Raw genomic sequence first — 17545 nt, forward strand, 5'->3', positions numbered from 1 at the left:
TTTTTGGGATTTGGTTTCAGCGCCATAGCAATATTTCTCCCAGGCCTCCAACGGCCCGGTCACCGACCCAGCGTTGGATGTCGTGTCCGATACGGGCGTGTTCGGTGTACCCGGCCTGGGCGATGCGTTTGCGCCAGAGGTTTATAAAAGTCAGGTCATGCGTGCCCGTCCGGTTGAAGGTCGCCGGCAGGGATTCGGGAAGTTCGTTCAGTAGCAGGGTGCCGCGGCGCATGGCGAAACCGGCACCACCGCCCACCCTGCCCAGCACCGATACCGAACCGGCGATCATGCGCGAGGCGCAGTGGTTTCCCACATCGCCGCCGATGAGCAGCAAGCCGCGGCGCATGCGATCGGCGGCGCGTGTGCCGGCGTCGCCGTCGATCACGATCGTGCCGCCCTGCAGTCCGTGCGCTCGGCCGGGCAGGGCGGCCGCCAGATAGTCACCGGCCGATCCGTGCACATGCAGCTGTCCCGCAGCCATCCCAGTTCCCGCATAGGCGCCGCAGTCGCCGCGTACCACAACCCGGCCGCCGGTCATGTCACTGGCGAGATAGGCGCCGGCGTTGCCGAACACCTCCACGTTGCCCTCTACGGTCCCCGCTGCGAGTCCGTCCAGCCGGCTGGAGCTGTTGTTTACCACCAGCACCGGTTCGTCGGACGAGGTCACGGCCACGTCGAAGAGTTCGCCGACATCAACGGTGTGATTGCCCAGATGCAGGGGAAGGGCGCTGATTTGCATCGCGCTGAGGCTGATCAGCCTGGGAAGGCTCAGGCTGCTGACGTCGATCCGTTGAGCGGGCGCCTCGCGCAAGGTCAAGGTCACCTTGCTCATGAGACAAGCTCCCGCAGGTGATAGTGATGGCGTCCCAGCTGGCCGCCGTAGTTGCCGGCCGAGATTCGTTTCACGCCATGGCGCTCGCCGAGTTCACACACGGTTGCGATGCCGGTGGCCATGGCCTGGCGCAGGTCGGCATCGGTCAGGCCGTTGATGACGATTTCCAGTACCGCACCGATGTCCGGACCCAGCCGGCTGGCGGCGACGCCGCGCAATGTCGGACAATAGGCGTCATTGGTGGATGCGGGGACGGCCGGATACTTGGAGCCCACCTTCGAGCCGGAGCGTACGATGCCGCCGGGAAAGGGCATGATCACGTTCGGTGCGGCGCCTATGGCGGCGACTGCCTGCTCGCAGGCATACAGTGCGCCGTCCAGGTCGGCGGCCAGTACCAGCAGGTTGCCGCCGCCGATGGCATCCTGGCGGCCGGTGGTCTCTTCGCACAGGAATTCGCCGTCCATCACCGGTACGCGCCAGTAGCGCCGCCCTTCGATCTGTTTCGAGATCTGATAGCCGTCGCCGAAATAACGCAGGTTGCGTCCCAGATTCACCGGCTTGCCGTCCATGCCGGCGTAGATTGCGCTGGTGGGAGCGGTGAGTACGCATTGACCGACGCGCCGCTCCAGGTGTTTTGCGAGATCATCACCCGACATGGCGAAGATCAGGACGGATACGCCCGGTCGCCCGTCCGGCGTCTGGTCGGATTCCAGGGCCTGCTCGATGCCGGCTTCGATACCACAGCCGATAACGGAGGTGGCAAATCCGGTCATGGTGCGGGCGGCCTGTTCGGCCCATTTGCGGTTGAGTGCTGTGATGACCACGCGCGTGGCCTTCATGTCGAAGGCCTCGGCGAAGGTATCGTCGATGGCGACGCCGTTGCGGATCACGTGTCGTTTCTCCCGCGGCCGTGATGAACGACCAGCTCACCGTGCCCGTCGTTGGAAAACTCGTCGGCACCGATCATGAAGTTTTCCATGCGCACCGTCTGAAAGCGTTCGAAGTAGCGGCGCAGTTGTTTGGAAATGGACGGGTCGTAGTCGGGGTGGACGGTGTGGGTCCGACCCCAGACAACCTTTTCCAGTTCGCCGTCGCGCACGATCAATTCACCGTCCTTGAAGACATACGCGGGCGTTCCGAACATGCGCTCGCGGTCGGCGTCCGGGGTGTAGACGGTGATGTCGGCCACCGCACCGGCACCCAGGTGACCATGATCTTCCAGGCCCAGCACACGGGCGGGACCGGCACGCGTCATGACCGCGATTTCGTACAGATCGTATTCGCGGTCCAGGCTGCCCAGGCGACTGTGAGCGGCAGCGGCGGGATGTATCTGTTCCAGCATGTCATTTCGAAAGCTGCGGTCCATGAGCAGGCGCACGAGATGCGGATAACTGGTGAAGGGTGCGCCGTTGGGATGATCGGTGGTGAGAAACACGCGCCACGGGTCGTCGACGCTCAGGAAAAGTTCCAGCCCGATAGCCCATTGCAGCGCATTGACGAAGTTCTTGTCCCGATATCGGAACGGCACGACGCCGCAGCCTGCGTCGCATTCGATGTCCATGCACATCCATTTGTGCGGATGTGCATGGCGATGATTGGCGTATTGATGCATGGTGTCGCCGGATGCGGTGACTGTCTGTCCGAACATGATTTGCCCTACATCCATGCTGACGTTGGGCATGCGGTTGACCGCTTCGGCGATCTCGGCGGCGGACGAGGAGAATCTGCGCTTGCCCTCTGTGCCGTAACTGTGGAACTGGATGTGGGTGAGATGAATGGGCAGGCCTTCGGCGGCCTCCATGGTTTGCAGGGTGCTGGTGAAATTGCCCGGCACGCCCAGGTTGCTGGCGTGCACATGCAGGGGATGGGCTATGCCCAGGTCGTGTACCGCGCGGGTGAGGGTGCGCACGATGTCGCGTGGGGTAATGCCGTGATGCGCGGCCTCTTCATCCAGATCCAGTTCGCGCTGATTGAACTTGAAGGCGCTGATACCGCCCGGATTGACGACCTTGATTCCCAGGCACTGGCTCGCCTGTAGTGTCCACGCGACGTAGTCGTTGATGGCCGACTGGTCGGCGCCCGTCTGCATCATGTGCAGCAGCAGTTCGTCGCTGCCCAGCATCGCGTAGCCGCCCTTGTCCACCATAGGCGTGTCGCCCAGCTCAAGATGCGCCTGACGGGCGTTGGAGGGCAGGACCGCCGGTTCGAAGCAGGCGGTGTAACCCATTTGCGCGTAGCGATAACCGGTGGTGAGCGTTGACGGTGCCGCGTGGCCGCTGCCGCTGCGGGTGAATGCCGAACGTGCGACGGGCGCCGCGGCATGATCCTCGGGAAGCATGGCGCGCGCGATGTTCACCTTGCCGCCGCCGATGTGGGTGTGAATGTCGATGGCGCCCGCCATGACCACCTTGCCGCGCAGGTCGTAAGTCTGGTCCACCTGCGCGTCGGGTTCGGGATCCACGATGTAGCCATCGCGGACATAAAGATCGCGTATCTCGCCGTTGATATGGTGGGCGGGATCGTACAGGGTACCGCCCGCAAGTCGGATCAGCATGGGACCTCCTGTGATTCGATCCGGGTGCGGATTGCCTGCACGACTTCGGCGGCTGCCGGTAGCGATGAATCGACCAGCTGGCGCAGGGGCAGGGACACCACTGCATCGCCGCGAAATACGGTGCCCGCGTGGTTCAGGCCGGGAACGCCGACGGGAATGAAGACTTCCGGCTCCCTGGTCATCTGCATGCCGTTGCGACCCAGCACCACGGTCGGCACCGTCGTGTCGGGCGGTTCGTGCGTCGTGTCGAAGCTGGAAACCCACAGCAACGCATCGGCGCCGTCGGCCAATGCACGGGCAGTGGAAAGATGATACGGATCGTAGACCGGCTTACCGCTCGCAAGGTCCACGCGCAAGGGATAACCGGTTTGCCAGGTGCAGGCCTGATATGCCGAAACGTCGCCGTCACCTGCGGCCAACGGCAGGCCGGCGAAACGTTGTTCGCGATTAAGGTCTGTGATTAATTCGCTAATGCATTGCACCGTGAGATCGGGATGATCGCCTTTGAGAGCACCGGTCGACCAGATCATCACGCCATACGAAGCCTGGCGTATCCGTTCGGCCAGCGGCTGCAATGAATCGATGTTCATCCCGGCCACGGTGGCGGCCTGTATGGGCCGTTCGTCGATCAGGCAGCGGAGTACGGATACGATCTCGCCCATGCTTTCCATGGGCGCCGGTATGTACTCCAGCGGTATCTGTGTTTCAGGCACGGGCCAGTCAGAGCGACCACCCAGTACGATCAGCCGGCGATTCTGCAGGGCGTCGTCCACCATGGTGGTCGGCGGGGCGAAAATCCGTTCGACGAGTCGCGGGAAGCTGGTAAACAGGGCGCTGCCGAGAACGACGATAAGATCGGCGCGGTTGCGCACTTCACTCAACGTCGTGGTGATCCAGCCACGGTCCTGAAGCACCCGTAGATTGCGCTGCAGATTTTCACCGTGCGTGTGATCGAGTGCGGCACCGATGCGGTCGGCCAGTGCCAGCGCTGCACGCATTCCGCGTACATCCGTCTCCAGGCCGCCGATCAACGGTCGTCGTGCGTTACCCAGAAGTTCCGCAGCGTGATTAATGGCCAGGTCCAGCGTAACGGTCTCACCGGCGATTCGTGGTGAATCATCTCCCGTGGTTGCAAATCCGTTTTCGCTGCGCGTACAGCCGCCGGCAATGATCTTTATATCGCCATTGGCGATACGTATCTGCAGATCATCGCAAAGCAATCCACAAAAAGGACAGGGCACGTGCTCGTGGGTGAGTGACTTCTCACTGACAGACATCAATGGCTCCAAAGTGACATACAAATGCCTCTGCCGGGTGGGTCCCGGATGGGCAGTCACATGGAAAGCAGAGATCGTGCCACGCGCGTTGAAAGCCTTATTCAGACGCGTTTTTGATCGCGTATACGTGTGATCTGAAAGATCGGCAGTACCGTTGCAGTTCACCTTGTCACCCGCTTGAGGTGGGCGGGTGACACTCTGTTACAGGACTGGGGCAGTGAACCGGCGTTATTGACGCAAGTGGCCGTGACAACGCTGAAAATCTCAATGGCATGCTAGTTGCTATGAGGCTGTCATGGAGAAGATTTCTCACAATTCGGACTCCGCAACCGGGTATGTATGGGTTGAAGCACCGGCTCGCCTGCACATGGGATTTATCGATCTCAACGGCGGATTGGGCCGTCGCTTCGGCAGTCTGGGTATGACGCTTGAGGGAATGGGTATACGGCTTTGCGCCGTCACTTCCCGTTCCATTCAGGCTACGGGACCGGGCGGCGCGCGTGCGGCCGAATGCGCGCGGCGACTGGCACAGGCCTGGCGTCTTCCCGGCGGCGTTCATCTTGATATCGAGCAGGGGATTCCGGAACACGTCGGTCTCGGGTCCGGCACGCAGTTGTCTTTAGCGGTGGGTGCTGCGCTCGCCAGTCTTTATGACGTTGGTACGGACGCACGGGATATTGCCTGTTACACCGAGCGAGGCGCCCGTTCGGGTATCGGTATCGGTGCTTTTCAGGATGGCGGTTTTCTCGTGGACGGCGGACGTTCGCCGGATTCCCATGCGCCGCCGCCACTGATTTCCCGCATGGATGTGCCCGCCAGCTGGTGGGTGCTGCTGGTACTGGACCGCCGCGGTCAGGGGTTGCACGGCAACAGTGAGTCCGCCGCATTCGAGGCGCTGCCGCCGTTTCCGGACGCGTTGGCTGCTCATCTCAGTCGTGTGGTGCTGATGCAGGTCCTGCCTGCGCTTGCAGAAGCGGATCTGGATGGTTTCGGTGCCGGCGTAAGCGAGATCCAGGCGCGGGTAGGCGATTACTTCGCACCGGCCCAGGGTGGTTGTTTCACCAGTCCTGAGGTGGCTGACGCAATTCATTGGTTGAGCGAAGAGGGGGCCGTTGGACTGGGGCAGAGTTCCTGGGGGCCCACCGGTTTTTGTCTGGTGGACGGTGAAGCGCGTGCGCATGCGCTGATTGATGACGCCCGGCGACATTTTTCGGGCAACGACTCATTGGAGTTCCTGGCATTGAGTGCGCGCAACACCGGCAGCCGGGTTTGGCATTACGAATCGGCGGTGGTGCGGCACGCCCGCTCCACCGCCTGATATTAACGACTCAGGGACCAAATCAAATATGGAGAAGCCCTATCTGCTTCACATGCTGACACCTACCGTCAACGTCAGTCCGTTTGACGTCAATCTGGCTTACGACGCGGGCTGGAATGCCGTAACACCCTATACAGGGGTCGGTCTGGAGGATGTGACCGGACTTGTGCAGGACGCGATTTTTTCGCGCGGGCCCAAGGGTGCGCGGCGTACCGGCATGTATCTTGGCGGACGCGACGTGCATCTGGCCGTCGATATGCTGGAAGTGGCCCGCCAGGCCATGGTGCCGCCGTTCGAGGTCTCGGTTTTCGCCGATCCGAGCGGTGCTTTTACCACAGCGGCGGCGATGGTCGCCGTGGTGAAGAAACACCTGGCGCAAATTCACCGACAAGTCCTTGCCGGTGCGAACGCGGTGGTATTCGGCACCGGTCCGGTCGGTACCATCGTGGCCGTACTCGCGGCGCGCGAGGGTGCGCGTGTGAAGCTGGCCAGTCACCTTGGTATGGATGCGGCGCAACATGCGGTGGCTTTATGCGGCGAGCGTTACGGCGTAACGCTGGAGGCCGCCAACAGCGCCGATGACGACCACAAGCGCGCCTTGCTGAGAGATACACAAGTGGTGTTCTCGACGGCCAAGGCCGGTGTGCAGATTCTGTCGGCGGCGCTGGTTGCAGGCGCGACGCAGTTGAAGGTCGCCGCAGATGTGAATGCCGTGCCCCCGGCAGGCATCGAAGGCGTCGGCGTACAGGACGACGGTGTCCCCATACAGGGGTCGATCAGCGATGCCGTAGGCGTAGGTGCGCTCGCGGTCGGCAATGTGAAGTACAAGATCCAGTACGACATGTTGTGCCAGATGCGTGAAGCCGACGAGCCGCAATATCTGGGATTCGCGCAGGCATACGAGGCGGCGGCGAAATATGCGGGCTAGTTCTGAAAGATTGTGCCTGATATCCACGTCGGCGCGCGCGCTGGCGGCATCGGCGGCGCGTGGCGGTGCACGTCCCGACGTGTTCGATTTTTTCGGCGACCGGGAAACCCGCACCCATGCCAGGCGCTGCCTGTCGTTGCGCCTATCGCGTCACGGTATCGACGGTGAAGCGTTGGGCCGGGATCTGATTGCGCTCAGGTCGGCTTCCGGTCCCGGCGTCGTGGTGTACGGCAGCGGGTTCGAAAGTCAGCCGGAACTGCTGCAGCGTGTGAACGACTGTGGATTCTCGATAGCGGGCAACGATGCGCAGGTTGTACGCAACGTTAAGGATCCCGAGACATTTTTTTCTCAGCTCGACGAATTGAAGATTCCTCATCCGCAGGTGTGTTTCACGCAGCCGGGTATGTCGGGCTGGCTGGTCAAGAATCCCCGTGCCGATGGCGGTACCCACGTGCATCCCTGGTTGGAAGGTGAAACACCGCCGCCGGGATGTCTGTTTCAACGCGAGGTGGACGGACAACCCATGTCCGTTCTGTTTCTGGCCGACGGACGGCGGGCGCAGATCATCGGCTTCAATTCCCTGTGGAACGACAAGAACAATCCGCGTATGCCGTACCGTTATGGCGGAGCCATCAATCACGCGACGCTTGACCATCGGGAACGGACGACGGTCATCGGCTACGTGGCGGCACTGGTCCGCACGTTTGGATTGAAAGGCATCAACGGCATGGATTTCATCGCTTCGGCGTCGGGCTGTCAGGTGCTGGAACTCAATCCCCGGCCGTGCGCGACCCTGGAGCTTTACGATCCGGACACCGATGTCGGGCTGGTGTCGCTGCATGTCCGGGCCTGTGCCGGCAGCCTACCGGCGGGCCGTGTCTGTCTGCCGCGTCGTCTGCGTGCCTATCGCGTGATTTACGCCCAGCGCGACATGCGCATCGGAACGGACCGCCAATGGCCGCTTTGGTGCCGGGATCTGCCGCAGCCCCGGCGTTACATTCGCGCCGGTGAACCGGTGTGCACCGTCCATGCCGCCGGCACGCGGTTGCGTGCCGTGACGGACCGGCTGGCCGCACGCTGTACGGCGCTGATCGGCCTGCTCACCCGCTGGACGTCCATGGATTCCCTTTTGGCGGAGGTGCTGCCGTGACCGGCGGTATGCAAGGCGCTGCGCTGCAATCTTTCGCCGGTGCGGTGAGCGTGAACGCCCTGGCTGCGCCGCTGGTCGAGTCGCTGGTGCGTGACGCGCCGCAGCTTGGCCTGTCGGTGGCGCAGATGGATAACGGCTGCACCCTGGTGGATGCCGGTATCGATGTGCGCGGCGGGCTGGAAGCGGGCAGGCGCATCGCGGAGATCTGCCTCGGCGGATTGGGCAGCGTGAGGCTGTCCAACGGCGAAACCGAGAGCTGGCCGGTGGGCGTGACGGTACATACCGCATCGCCCGTGCTCGCCTGTCTCGGCAGCCAGTATGCAGGGTGGAGTCTGAGCCACGGCGAGGGTAAGGAGGCGTTTCATGCCCTGGGCTCGGGGCCGGCGCGTGCGCTGTCGGTCAAGGAAACCCTGTTCGAGGAACTGCAATACCGCGACCGGGCCGACGCCGGCTGTCTGGTACTGGAGGTTGACCGCCGGCCGCCCTTGCCGCTGGTGGACAAGATCGCCGCCGACTGCGGGATCGCCGCTTCGGCACTGACATTGATCCTCACGCCGACACGCAGCCTGGCCGGCACGGTGCAGGTGGTGGCGCGTGTGCTGGAGGTGGCGCTGCACAAGGTGCATGCCCTGGATTTTCCCTTGGACCGCATCGCCGACGGCGTGGGCAGCGCACCGTTGCCGCCTCCGGCGCCGGATTTCGTGCAGGCCATGGGGCGCACCAACGACGCCATCCTGTTCGCGGGACGTGTGCAGCTCTATGTGCACGGCGACGACGAGGCGGCGCATTCCCTGGCGCAGGCACTCCCGTCCGGCCGGTCCAAGGATTACGGCCGGCCTTTTGCGGAGGTGTTCAAGTCCTACGACTACGATTTCTTCCAGATCGATCCCATGTTGTTCAGTCCCGCGGCGGTGAACGTGAGCGCGTTGGACAGCGGCCGGAGCTTCCGGGCCGGCAATGTGGATGCACGTCTGCTGGAACAGTCGTTCGGAGGCGGCGCATGAAACGGCGGATCGTCATCTTCACCGACAATCCGGGCTGGCACGGCGCACGCTTGCGCAAGGCGTTCGCGGCACGTGGCTGCGACACCCGCTTCGTCTCTTTGTCTGCGTGCCGGCTGGAAACGGGTACCGAGTCGCCGATGGTGCATATCCCCGGTTTTGAATCGGGATTGCCGGACGGTGTGTTCGTGCGCGGCGTGCCCGGCGGCACGTTGGAGGAGGTGATATTCCATTTGAACGTGCTTCATGCGCTGCAGGCCGTCGGCGTACCCGTATACAACGATGGCCGGGCTATCGAACGCAGTGTCGACAAGGCCGTGACCAACCTGCTGCTCGCCCGAGCCGGCCTGCCGGTACCCCCCACCTGGGTGATGCGCGATCCAGAATCCGCCGGGGCGGTCATACGTAAAGAGCATATGGCGGGTCATGCGCTGATCTGCAAGCCCCTGTTCGGTTCCCAGGGCAAAGGCATCGCACGCATCGAACCGGGCGATAACCTGCCCGGGAGTGACGACTACAACGGCGTGTATTACCTGCAGCGTTATATCGACAGCGGCGAAGGCCATTGGCACGACTGGCGCGTCTTCGTTATCGGTGGGCAGGCCGTGGCGGCGATGCGCCGGGACGGGAACACGTGGGTCAGCAACGTCGCCCAGGGTGCGCGCGGCCAGGCGGCCGTGCTCGACGAGACCATGTCTTCCCTGGCGGAAGCGGCGGTGGCCGCGGTGGATATGCAGTACGCCGGTGTGGATCTGCTGCAGGACGTCGAAGGGCGGTGGTGGCTGATCGAGCTCAACAGCATTCCCGCCTGGAAGGCGCTGCAAGGCGTCTGCCGCCCGGATATCGCCCAGGCATTGGCGGATGATTTCCTGGCGCAGATGGCCGGTGGCAAACCGCTGGAGGTGGTGGGATGAACGCGGTCTCCGGCGCAGCCGTGCGCGAGGCCTATCTGGAGGCCTGCGCTGTCGAACTGCAGGCGTTCAAGCCCGGCAACGTCAGCATTTTCAGCGCCGGGCACGGCATGACAGTAAGCGATTTCCGTTCGAGTGCGCAGGCGAGCGCTGACGCCCTGGCAAGCCGCGAGGCAGGGCTCGGCCTGCGTATCTACCGTGCGATCGCGGATACCCATCAAACGGTGGGCTGCAACACGAACCTGGGCATCGTGCTGCTTTGTGCGCCGCTGATGCAGGCGATGCTGGCGGATGCCGGAAACGATCTGCGTCGGAATCTCGGGCGCGTGCTCGATCAGGCGGGCGAATCCGATACGCAATGGGTTTACCGCGCCATCCGGCTCGCGTCCCCGGCGGGACTGGGGGCGGCGGCACGCCACGATGTTTACGCCGAACCGCATTGCAGTCTGGTGGAGGCGATGTGGCCGGCAGCCAGGCGCGACCGGATCGCTTTTCAGTACGTCAGTCTGTTTAAGGACATCTTCGAATATTCGGTGCCGCGGATGCGCGCTTTGCGTCTCCGCGGGTACGACGAGTCATGGGCGGCGGTTGGGGTCTTCCTGGGTTTGCTGAAACGCGCCCCCGATACCCACGTCGCCCGCAAATACGGCAAGGCATTGGCCAGGGAGGTGAGTGCTAAAGCCGCGCGCCTGGAAGGTGCAATGTGTCGGTCGGACGCGCCCGAACAGTTTCTGCCACATCTGGAAGAACTGGACGCGCAGTTCAAACACGCAGGCATCAATCCGGGCACTACAGCGGATCTGACGGTTGCGACCCTGCTTGCGGTACGCCTGGAAGAGTTGATGGGCGGGCAAGCGACGGTCGGCTCCGCACCTAGCAGAGGGACCGTCTCCAGACGGTACCAATTCACGTAACTACCACCGTAAGGAGTAGCAAAATGACAGTCATCAACAAGGTAATGGTCGGAGAGTCCCTGGTGGGAGAAGGAAACGAGATAGCTCATGTTGATTTGATCTTGGGTCCTCGCGGCAGTGCCGCCGAAACGGCGTTTTGCAATGCGCTCACCAACAACAAGGATGGTTTTACCAGCCTGCTTGCCGTGGTGGCGCCGAATCTGGCCGCTAAGCCGAACACCGTGATGTTCAACAAGGTGACCATCAAGAACGGCGAACAGGCGACGCAGATGTTCGGTCCCGCACAGCGTGCTGTAGCCATGGCCGTGACCGATTGTGTGGAAGATGGAACGATACCGGCTGGCGAGGCCGATGATTTGTTCATCTGTGTCGGCGTGTTTATCCACTGGTTGGCCAAGGATGACGCGAAGATTCAGGACTTCAATTACGAAGCAACAAAGCAGGCGATCAAACGGGCAGTTGCGGGAACGCCGTCGGCGACCGAAGTCATCAATCGCAAGACTGAATCGCATCCGTTCGCTGCGCATGCGTAATGCGTAGCAGCCGCTGGGTGATTGCCCCGGATGATCCGGAGCAATCACCCTTAGCTGTCGTACGAAGGACTGGAGGTGCGCCATGAAATGTATGGAATGCGAGGCAGAACTGGAAAGGATTGATTCCGCTCACCTGCTGGTCTGCTGTGGCTTGACGCTGCAGGAGTATGCCGTTCGCTACGGATTGCCTCTGGACCATCTGGTCAGTCCGGATCAGGTGGCGGCATCACAGTGTGCGCCCGAGTGCCCGGTACCGGTACGTTATCCCTCCAATCAGGCACGCGCCGTGTTGCAGGGATTGCGGATGGCCGGCCGGGTCGCAGAGGAAGGCGACCTCACGGTGGTTGCAGGTGAAGTCCGTACCCTGGATCTACTGCTGTGGGATTTGTCGTGGCTGCGCGAATACGGATTCTGTTTTCGCCAGGACTATGACTACGGCGACGGGGCGCACCGCATTGTTGCGCGCAATCACCTGCTGACGCCCAGTGCCAATTTGCGGCGGGCGGATGGGTATCCGGGCTGTCCGGTGCCACCGCCCGACCTGCTGGATGTGCTGGCCGTGTGCGTGGCACATGCGGCGATTCTGCAGCGCGATTATCTGTTTCTGGAGCTTCACAATCCATCGGATGGCACATTGGTGTGCGATGAGTTGCTCGGTCAGTATGACATCAGGCTCGTCGAGCTGGATAGCGGCGGCGGGCAAACTGTTTTGCTGCGTACCCTTACCGCAGCGGACACCGGTCGTCTGCTGGAGCTGCTTGCTGATCGGCTGGCGGCCATGCCGGGCGTGGCCGAGCGCTTTGCCAGCCAGTCGCCCAGCGCGACGGTGGTCAAGGAATTGGTTTTCGACGCCGCACATTTCATTACCGATCACCCGGCGAAATGTTCCAATCTCCATGGCGGGCGATATGTTCTGCACGTCAAGGTTCACGATCGGATCGATCCGGTGACGGGTTGCGTCGTCGACTACGGATATCTCAAACGGGTGGTGAATCGGCGTGTTGTCGACCGTTTCGATCACCACATGCTGAACTATGCCGCACCCGAACTCGCCTGGCGTTCGAGTACCGAGATGTTGTGCGTGTTCATCTGGGAGCAGTTGATCGACTATCTGCCGGGGCTGCAGGAACTGCAGTTGTTCGAGACCACCCAGTCATGGTGTATCTACAGCGGACCGGACCTTGCCGAATTCCAGCGCCGGGGTCCCAGCGCATTGCAGCGACATTTTACGGACCGCACGCTGGGTACCTCGTCGTTGCGCGGGCTGATCCGGCCCGTGTCGCCGCCCGCCCTGCGGGCGGTCGATCAACGGTAGGCATCGAGATGTGGGCTGTCGAGACGACCGCTGTGCAGTGCGCTGGCGAGCAGCACGCCGCTGGCACCCGCGGCCTGCAGTTGTTGCAGATCGGCAGCGTCGCGCACGCCACCGGCTGCGTATATCCGGTGTTCCGGGGCAAGGTCGACTGTGCGCTTTACCCGCGACATGGCCGGTCCTTGCAGACCCCCGACCCGGGCGAGGGTCATCAGGATCAGTTTTCGGGGCCACAGCCCGGGGGTGGTGTCCAGGCCGTCCGGACCGAGGAAGGTCTGCCCGCGGAAATCGAGGGACAGTACGGTGCCGTCGTGAAGCGGCGTGCCGATTTGCTGCAACAGAGACGTGTCGCGCAGTGTCTCGCTGCCGATCACCGCGACGCCGAGTTCGTTTTCCTGCAGGCGCTGGTAGTCGTCCCGATCTTGGATCCCCGCGTCCACCCACAACTGCAATGCGGGGTGACGGTGGCGCAGGTTTTGAATGATCCGAAAGTTGTCGCCGTTGCCCGTAATGGCATCGAGGTCGGCGACATACATCGTACGAAAAGGATGCAGGGCAAGAAATGCGTCGGCGACCGCGAGGGGGTCGCTGTCGCGACATAAGGGGGTGTGCAGGGGCCTGTAGTCTGAACGTGCCTTGCCACCTTGGGCGTGTACGGCATGCCCATTCATAACATCGATGACAGGTATCAGTTCCAAGGCGCAGATGTGCGAGTCTTTGTATACGAACATATTACTGGCGGTGGACTGGCGGGCCAAGCCATTCCGGCATCCCTGGCGCATGAAGGGGACATCATGCTGCGTGCGCTGGTGACCGATCTGGTCGATGCCGGCGTGGAAGTGGTGACGACCAGGGATGAACGGCTGCCGGCGATCGATCTGCCTGCCGACGTCGCAAGCATCTGCGACCTGCAGCAAAAGGATGAGGTGCTGCAGCTGTGCATGATGGAAAGCGACGCCGTGTGGCCGATCGCGCCCGAAGCCTGCGGTGTGCTGGAACGCATCAGTGAACAAATCCAGAGCAATGGCGGGGTGTTGCTGAACAGCCGCCCGCCGGCGGTACGGATTGCATCGAGCAAGCTGAATACCACCAGCAGGCTGGCGGAGCACGGTGTTCCTGTGGTGCCGACCTTTGACGCGAACCAGTATATCTCCGCGCGATACAGCCGTTGGGTGCTCAAGCCGGACGACGGGGCGGGTTGCGTGGAGACGCATATCGTCTACAGCAGCGAAGAACTGCCCTCGACACTCGCCGAACTGGACCAGGCGGTCCAGTACGTGGCGCAGCCGTATGTGGTGGGGCCAGCGGTGAGTCTAAGCATGTTGTGCAGCAACGGTCAGGCATTGCTGCTGGCCTGCAATCGCCAGCAGGTGGCCGTGATCAACGAGGCGTTTTGTCTGTTGGGTTGCGTGGTCAATGATCCCTCTGCCTGGGGCGAGTACGCGGCGCCGCTCGCGGCGGATATCGCGGCTGCAATGCCGGGACTGTGGGGCTATGTCGGCGTGGATCTCCTGCTCACGGATGACGGTCCGCTGGTATTGGAAGTCAATCCACGCCTGACCCTGTCCTATGTGGGACTGACCAATTCGTTGGGGATGAATGCCGCCGAACTGGTGCTGGGCTTGCTGGATGACAAGCAATGGCCGGTTGCCGAGGTTGCGGCGGGGCGCATGCCGGTGACGGTGAATCTGGAGGTCCATTATGTGCCCTGAGCCGGTGCTGGGATGGGACCTGGGCGGCGCTCATCTGAAAGTGGCCGTGGCGGACAGGCAGGGTCGGATCACCGTGATCTGTCAGCTGGGCTGTCCCTTGTGGATGGGTATGCAGCACTTCGATGATGCCGCGCTGCGGGCACTGGATATCACACGTGGCATGGCGTTCGATCATGCCGTTACCATGACCGGCGAGCTGGTGGATCTGTTCCCGACGCGCGAAGACGGCGTGCGCCGGCTGGTCGATGTGATGTGCCGTCACGTACCGGCGCAGCGCCTACGGGTGTACGCCGGCCGACACGGCTTCCTAGGGCCGCGGGAGGCGATCGGGCATAGCGATCAGGTCGCCTCGGCCAACTGGTGTGCTACCGCGTCCTTGCTTGCACGGCGTCTCGATGCGGGCCTGCTGGTGGACGTGGGGAGCACCACGACGGATATCGTGCCGTTTTACGATAACCAGGTGCAGGCCGCGGGATTTAGCGATCACGAACGGCTGATCAACGGTGAGCTGGTGTATGCCGGCGTGGTACGTACACCGGTGATGGCCATGGCCCGGCGGGTGCCGGTTGACGGTGCATGGGTACCGCTGATGGCGGAGCATTTCGCCACCGCGGCCGATGTTTACAGATTGTTGAGCCGTCTCACCGAGCATGCCGACAAGCTGCCGAGCGCCGATCGCGGTGACAAGACATCGCTGGCCAGCGCAAGGCGTCTGGCGCGCATGGTCGGCTGCGACCTGGAGGGCAACCGGCTCGAACCCTGGCTGGCGACGGCGGCCTATCTCGCCGAATGCCAATTGCAGCGTTTTCAGGATGCCTGCGAAAAGGTGCTTGCGAACACGGCGTTGCCGGCCGGCGCGCCGCTGGTGGGGGCGGGCGTCGGGCGATTTTTGGTGCGCACGCTCGCCACGCGCTTGCGGCGTCCGTATGTGGATTTTTGTACCCTGATTGATGCCGAGCGTATCGCAGGCCGCGAGGATGCCGCCGATTGCGCACCGGCCGTTGCGGTGGCCTGCCTGGCCCAGCTGGAGGCGGCGGCATGAGCCTGCCCACCCTGCTGGAATTGCCTTATCGTCCGGACAGCAGTGAGCTGTTCGATGCCATCGCTGACCGCCCCTGGGCCGTCTTCCTGGACAGCGGGCGGCCGCATACGGACCAGGGGCGCTACGACATACTGGCCTGCGACCCGGTTGCCACATTGACGACACGCGGCGCGGTCACGGAAATCCGCTCCCATGCCGGCTCCATCCTGTCGCCCGAAGACCCCTTCACGCTGTTGCGCGAGCAGCTCGGGGCGAAAGCGCCAAGTGTTGCCGGGCTGCCGTTCTGCGGCGGCGCCATCGGCTATTTCGGTTACGACCTGGCGCGCCGCATCGAGCGTCTTCCCGAGACAGGCATCGATGCGGAACACATGCCGCAGATGGCCGTGGGCATCTACGACTGGGCCGTGGTGGTGGATCATCAGGCACGGCGCAGCTATGTGGTGTCCCAGAACCGCGATCCGCATTCGGTGCGCCTGTACGAAGACTTTCTGACCCGCTTGACGGCATCGACAGGCCGTGCATCGTTTCAGGTCGTCAGCCCGGTGCGTTCGAACATGTCGTTCGAGGACTACGGGCATGCCTTCCGGCGCATCAAACATTACATTCGCGAGGGCGACTGCTATCAGGTGAATCTCGCGCAGCGTTTCTGTGCACCTGTGCGGGGCGACCCCTGGGAAGGATACCGGCGTCTGCGCCGCACCAATCCGGCACCTTTCGCCGCCTATCTGAACACGCCGGCCGCGCAGGTATTGAGCGCTTCGCCGGAGCGGTTTTTGCAGGTCCGTGACGGCATCGTGACCACCAAACCCATCAAGGGCACGCGCGGGCGCAGCGATGATCCAGTGGAGGACCGGGCCCTGGCACAGGCCTTGTGCGCCAGTACCAAGGACCGGGCCGAGAATCTGATGATCGTGGATCTGCTGCGCAACGATATCGGCAAGTGCTGTACACCGGGTTCGGTACGGGTACCCAAACTGTTCGATCTGGAAAGCTTCGCGACCGTGCATCACCTGGTCAGCACCGTCACCGGCAGGCTGGCGGGGCGGCAGCATGCCGTCGACCTGCTGCGAGCCTGCTTCCCCGGCGGTTCGATTACCGGGGCGCCGAAGCTGCGTGCCATGCAGATTATCGAGGAACTCGAACCGCATCGGCGCGGCGTGTATTGCGGTGCCGTCGGCTACGTCGGTTTCGACGGCGCCATGGATACCAATATCGCCATTCGCACCCTGGTGCATTCCGCCGGTACGGCGCGTTTCTGGGCGGGGGGCGGCATCGTCGCCGATTCCGAGCTGGAGGCGGAATATCAGGAGACCTTCGACAAGGGCGCCGCGCTGCTGGCCCTGTTGGGAGGCGGCGATTCGCAACGCCGGGGAGTCGGACATGTGGGTTATTAAACTGGGCGGCAGCCTGGCCCATGACGCCCGGTTGCCGGCATGGCTGGACGCACTCGCGCAGTACGGTGCGGGCCGTGTGGTCATCGTGCCGGGCGGCGGTCCGTTTGCCGACGAGGTGCGCGCAGCGCAGTCCCGCTGGTGTTTCAATGAACTGGCGGCCCATCGCATGGCCGTGCTGGCGATGGAGCAGTACGGTCTCATGCTGCAGGCCATGTGCCCGCAGTTGAAGACGGCAAGCTCTCTTGACCAGTTCGAGACCGACGGTCGGGATGAGGCCTGCATATGGCTGCCGGCCCGCATGGTGCTGGCCGAACAGTCCCTGCCGGCGAGCTGGGCGGTTACCTCGGACAGCCTGTCCGCCTGGCTGGCCCGCAAGCTGGGTGCGACCCGTCTGGTACTGGTCAAGTCCGTACGTCCTGCGGGCGATTCGGTTTCATACAGGGCGATGCAGACGCTGGGCGTGGTGGACGGCGCCTTTGAGGCGTTTGTCGACGACGACCGATTTGCCAGCTGGCTGTGTGGCCCTGACGATAGCGGGCGGCTGGTGCGGGCCCTGCGTGCCGAATGCGATCCGGGCGTGCGCCTGGTCGGCGATATGGCGCATCCGATGGCGGAAACGGTCTCGTAAGCCCTAACCGGCTGTTGAACCGTGCTGACCGTGTCGGAC

General features: G+C 63.0%; 17 protein-coding genes. 12 read left to right on the forward strand and 5 right to left on the reverse strand.

Going from position 1 to position 17545, the window contains the following annotated elements; translation table 11 throughout:
* Window positions 1-16 precede the first annotated feature (16 nt).
* Genes P8Y64_00225 through P8Y64_00240 form a run of 4 tightly spaced genes read right to left on the reverse strand, consistent with a single transcriptional unit; the run spans window position 17 to window position 4687 of the window.
* Window positions 17-832: a formylmethanofuran dehydrogenase subunit C gene (locus P8Y64_00225; protein ID MEJ2058900.1), complete on the reverse strand. Its 816-nt coding sequence runs from the start codon at window positions 830-832 to the stop codon at window positions 17-19.
* Window positions 829-1722: a formylmethanofuran--tetrahydromethanopterin N-formyltransferase gene (fhcD, locus tag P8Y64_00230; protein MEJ2058901.1), complete on the reverse strand. Its 894-nt coding sequence runs from the start codon at window positions 1720-1722 to the stop codon at window positions 829-831. The genes P8Y64_00225 and fhcD overlap by 4 nt, the downstream gene beginning before the upstream one ends.
* Entirely contained in the window at window positions 1719-3386 is a 1668-nt protein-coding gene (locus tag P8Y64_00235) for a formylmethanofuran dehydrogenase subunit A (GenBank protein ID MEJ2058902.1), read from the reverse strand. The genes fhcD and P8Y64_00235 overlap by 4 nt, the downstream gene beginning before the upstream one ends.
* Window positions 3380-4687, reverse strand: a complete 1308-nt coding sequence (locus P8Y64_00240) for a formylmethanofuran dehydrogenase subunit B (GenBank protein ID MEJ2058903.1) — start codon at window positions 4685-4687, stop codon at window positions 3380-3382. Before P8Y64_00240 ends, P8Y64_00235 begins: the two co-directional genes overlap by 7 nt.
* Window positions 4688-4958: 271 nt before the next feature.
* On the opposite strand from P8Y64_00240, the gene P8Y64_00245 reads away from it, so the two are divergent.
* From P8Y64_00245 to P8Y64_00280, 8 genes are all read left to right on the forward strand, one after another.
* Window positions 4959-5981 (forward strand): GHMP kinase, encoded by a 1023-nt coding sequence (locus P8Y64_00245; GenBank protein MEJ2058904.1) that lies wholly within the window; start codon window positions 4959-4961, stop codon window positions 5979-5981.
* A 28-nt stretch (window positions 5982-6009) separates the two neighbouring features.
* The gene (locus tag P8Y64_00250; GenBank protein ID MEJ2058905.1) at window positions 6010-6909 is read left to right on the forward strand and encodes a methylenetetrahydromethanopterin dehydrogenase; all 900 of its coding nucleotides are present in this window, start codon (window positions 6010-6012) and stop codon (window positions 6907-6909) included.
* A complete protein-coding gene (locus P8Y64_00255) occupies window positions 6899-8059 on the forward strand; it encodes an ATP-grasp domain-containing protein (protein MEJ2058906.1) in 1161 nt (386 codons plus the stop codon). The genes P8Y64_00250 and P8Y64_00255 overlap by 11 nt, the downstream gene beginning before the upstream one ends.
* Before the next feature lie 8 nt (window positions 8060-8067).
* Complete coding sequence (gene mch / locus P8Y64_00260) at window positions 8068-9063, forward strand: methenyltetrahydromethanopterin cyclohydrolase (GenBank protein ID MEJ2058907.1); 996 nt, start codon at window positions 8068-8070, stop codon at window positions 9061-9063.
* Window positions 9060-9974: a RimK family alpha-L-glutamate ligase gene (locus tag P8Y64_00265; GenBank protein MEJ2058908.1), complete on the forward strand. Its 915-nt coding sequence runs from the start codon at window positions 9060-9062 to the stop codon at window positions 9972-9974. Before mch ends, P8Y64_00265 begins: the two co-directional genes overlap by 4 nt.
* Window positions 9971-10885: a triphosphoribosyl-dephospho-CoA synthase gene (locus P8Y64_00270; protein ID MEJ2058909.1), complete on the forward strand. Its 915-nt coding sequence runs from the start codon at window positions 9971-9973 to the stop codon at window positions 10883-10885. Before P8Y64_00265 ends, P8Y64_00270 begins: the two co-directional genes overlap by 4 nt.
* Before the next feature lie 23 nt (window positions 10886-10908).
* Complete coding sequence (gene fae / locus P8Y64_00275) at window positions 10909-11418, forward strand: formaldehyde-activating enzyme (protein ID MEJ2058910.1); 510 nt, start codon at window positions 10909-10911, stop codon at window positions 11416-11418.
* An 82-nt stretch (window positions 11419-11500) separates the two neighbouring features.
* The gene (locus tag P8Y64_00280; protein ID MEJ2058911.1) at window positions 11501-12733 is read left to right on the forward strand and encodes a 6-carboxytetrahydropterin synthase; all 1233 of its coding nucleotides are present in this window, start codon (window positions 11501-11503) and stop codon (window positions 12731-12733) included.
* On the opposite strand, the gene P8Y64_00285 is transcribed toward P8Y64_00280, so the two are convergent.
* Entirely contained in the window at window positions 12724-13461 is a 738-nt protein-coding gene (locus tag P8Y64_00285) for a HisA/HisF-related TIM barrel protein (GenBank protein MEJ2058912.1), read from the reverse strand. The genes P8Y64_00280 and P8Y64_00285 overlap by 10 nt on opposite strands.
* Here P8Y64_00285 and P8Y64_00290 point away from each other — a divergent pair.
* The 4 genes from P8Y64_00290 to P8Y64_00305 are packed head-to-tail and all read left to right on the forward strand — an operon-like array spanning window position 13438 to window position 17506.
* The gene (locus tag P8Y64_00290; protein ID MEJ2058913.1) at window positions 13438-14442 is read left to right on the forward strand and encodes an ATP-grasp domain-containing protein; all 1005 of its coding nucleotides are present in this window, start codon (window positions 13438-13440) and stop codon (window positions 14440-14442) included. The two genes, P8Y64_00285 and P8Y64_00290, sit on opposite strands and share 24 nt — an antisense overlap.
* The gene (locus tag P8Y64_00295) at window positions 14432-15484 is read left to right on the forward strand and encodes a hydantoinase/oxoprolinase family protein (GenBank protein MEJ2058914.1); all 1053 of its coding nucleotides are present in this window, start codon (window positions 14432-14434) and stop codon (window positions 15482-15484) included. The genes P8Y64_00290 and P8Y64_00295 overlap by 11 nt, the downstream gene beginning before the upstream one ends.
* Window positions 15481-16878 carry an aminodeoxychorismate synthase component I gene (gene pabB, locus P8Y64_00300; GenBank protein MEJ2058915.1) on the forward strand — a complete coding sequence of 466 codons (1398 nt, stop codon included), beginning with the start codon at window positions 15481-15483 and terminating at the stop codon, window positions 16876-16878. Before P8Y64_00295 ends, pabB begins: the two co-directional genes overlap by 4 nt.
* Window positions 16865-17506: a hypothetical protein gene (locus P8Y64_00305; GenBank protein ID MEJ2058916.1), complete on the forward strand. Its 642-nt coding sequence runs from the start codon at window positions 16865-16867 to the stop codon at window positions 17504-17506. The genes pabB and P8Y64_00305 overlap by 14 nt, the downstream gene beginning before the upstream one ends.
* Window positions 17507-17545: the final 39 nt, after the last annotated feature.

The sequence above is a fragment of the Gammaproteobacteria bacterium genome (assembly GCA_037388465.1).
Lineage (GTDB): Bacteria > Pseudomonadota > Gammaproteobacteria > SpSt-1174 > SpSt-1174 > JARRKE01.

Excerpts from the sequence above, each read along its gene's own strand:
- P8Y64_00295 (MEJ2058914.1), top strand. The coding sequence starts at position 14,432 with ATGTGCCCTGAGCCGGTGCTGGGATGGGACCTGGGCGGCGCTCATCTG.
- P8Y64_00245 (MEJ2058904.1), top strand. The coding sequence starts at position 4,959 with ATGGAGAAGATTTCTCACAATTCGGACTCCGCAACCGGGTATGTATGG.
- fae (MEJ2058910.1), top strand. The coding sequence starts at position 10,909 with ATGACAGTCATCAACAAGGTAATGGTCGGAGAGTCCCTGGTGGGAGAA.
- mch (MEJ2058907.1), top strand. The coding sequence starts at position 8,068 with ATGCAAGGCGCTGCGCTGCAATCTTTCGCCGGTGCGGTGAGCGTGAAC.
- P8Y64_00235 (MEJ2058902.1), bottom strand. The coding sequence starts at position 3,386 with ATGCTGATCCGACTTGCGGGCGGTACCCTGTACGATCCCGCCCACCAT.
- P8Y64_00255 (MEJ2058906.1), top strand. The coding sequence starts at position 6,899 with ATGCGGGCTAGTTCTGAAAGATTGTGCCTGATATCCACGTCGGCGCGC.
- P8Y64_00225 (MEJ2058900.1), bottom strand. The coding sequence starts at position 832 with ATGAGCAAGGTGACCTTGACCTTGCGCGAGGCGCCCGCTCAACGGATC.
- P8Y64_00280 (MEJ2058911.1), top strand. The coding sequence starts at position 11,501 with ATGAAATGTATGGAATGCGAGGCAGAACTGGAAAGGATTGATTCCGCT.
- pabB (MEJ2058915.1), top strand. The coding sequence starts at position 15,481 with ATGAGCCTGCCCACCCTGCTGGAATTGCCTTATCGTCCGGACAGCAGT.
- P8Y64_00270 (MEJ2058909.1), top strand. The coding sequence starts at position 9,971 with ATGAACGCGGTCTCCGGCGCAGCCGTGCGCGAGGCCTATCTGGAGGCC.
- P8Y64_00285 (MEJ2058912.1), bottom strand. The coding sequence starts at position 13,461 with ATGTTCGTATACAAAGACTCGCACATCTGCGCCTTGGAACTGATACCT.
- P8Y64_00250 (MEJ2058905.1), top strand. The coding sequence starts at position 6,010 with ATGGAGAAGCCCTATCTGCTTCACATGCTGACACCTACCGTCAACGTC.
- P8Y64_00305 (MEJ2058916.1), top strand. The coding sequence starts at position 16,865 with ATGTGGGTTATTAAACTGGGCGGCAGCCTGGCCCATGACGCCCGGTTG.
- P8Y64_00265 (MEJ2058908.1), top strand. The coding sequence starts at position 9,060 with ATGAAACGGCGGATCGTCATCTTCACCGACAATCCGGGCTGGCACGGC.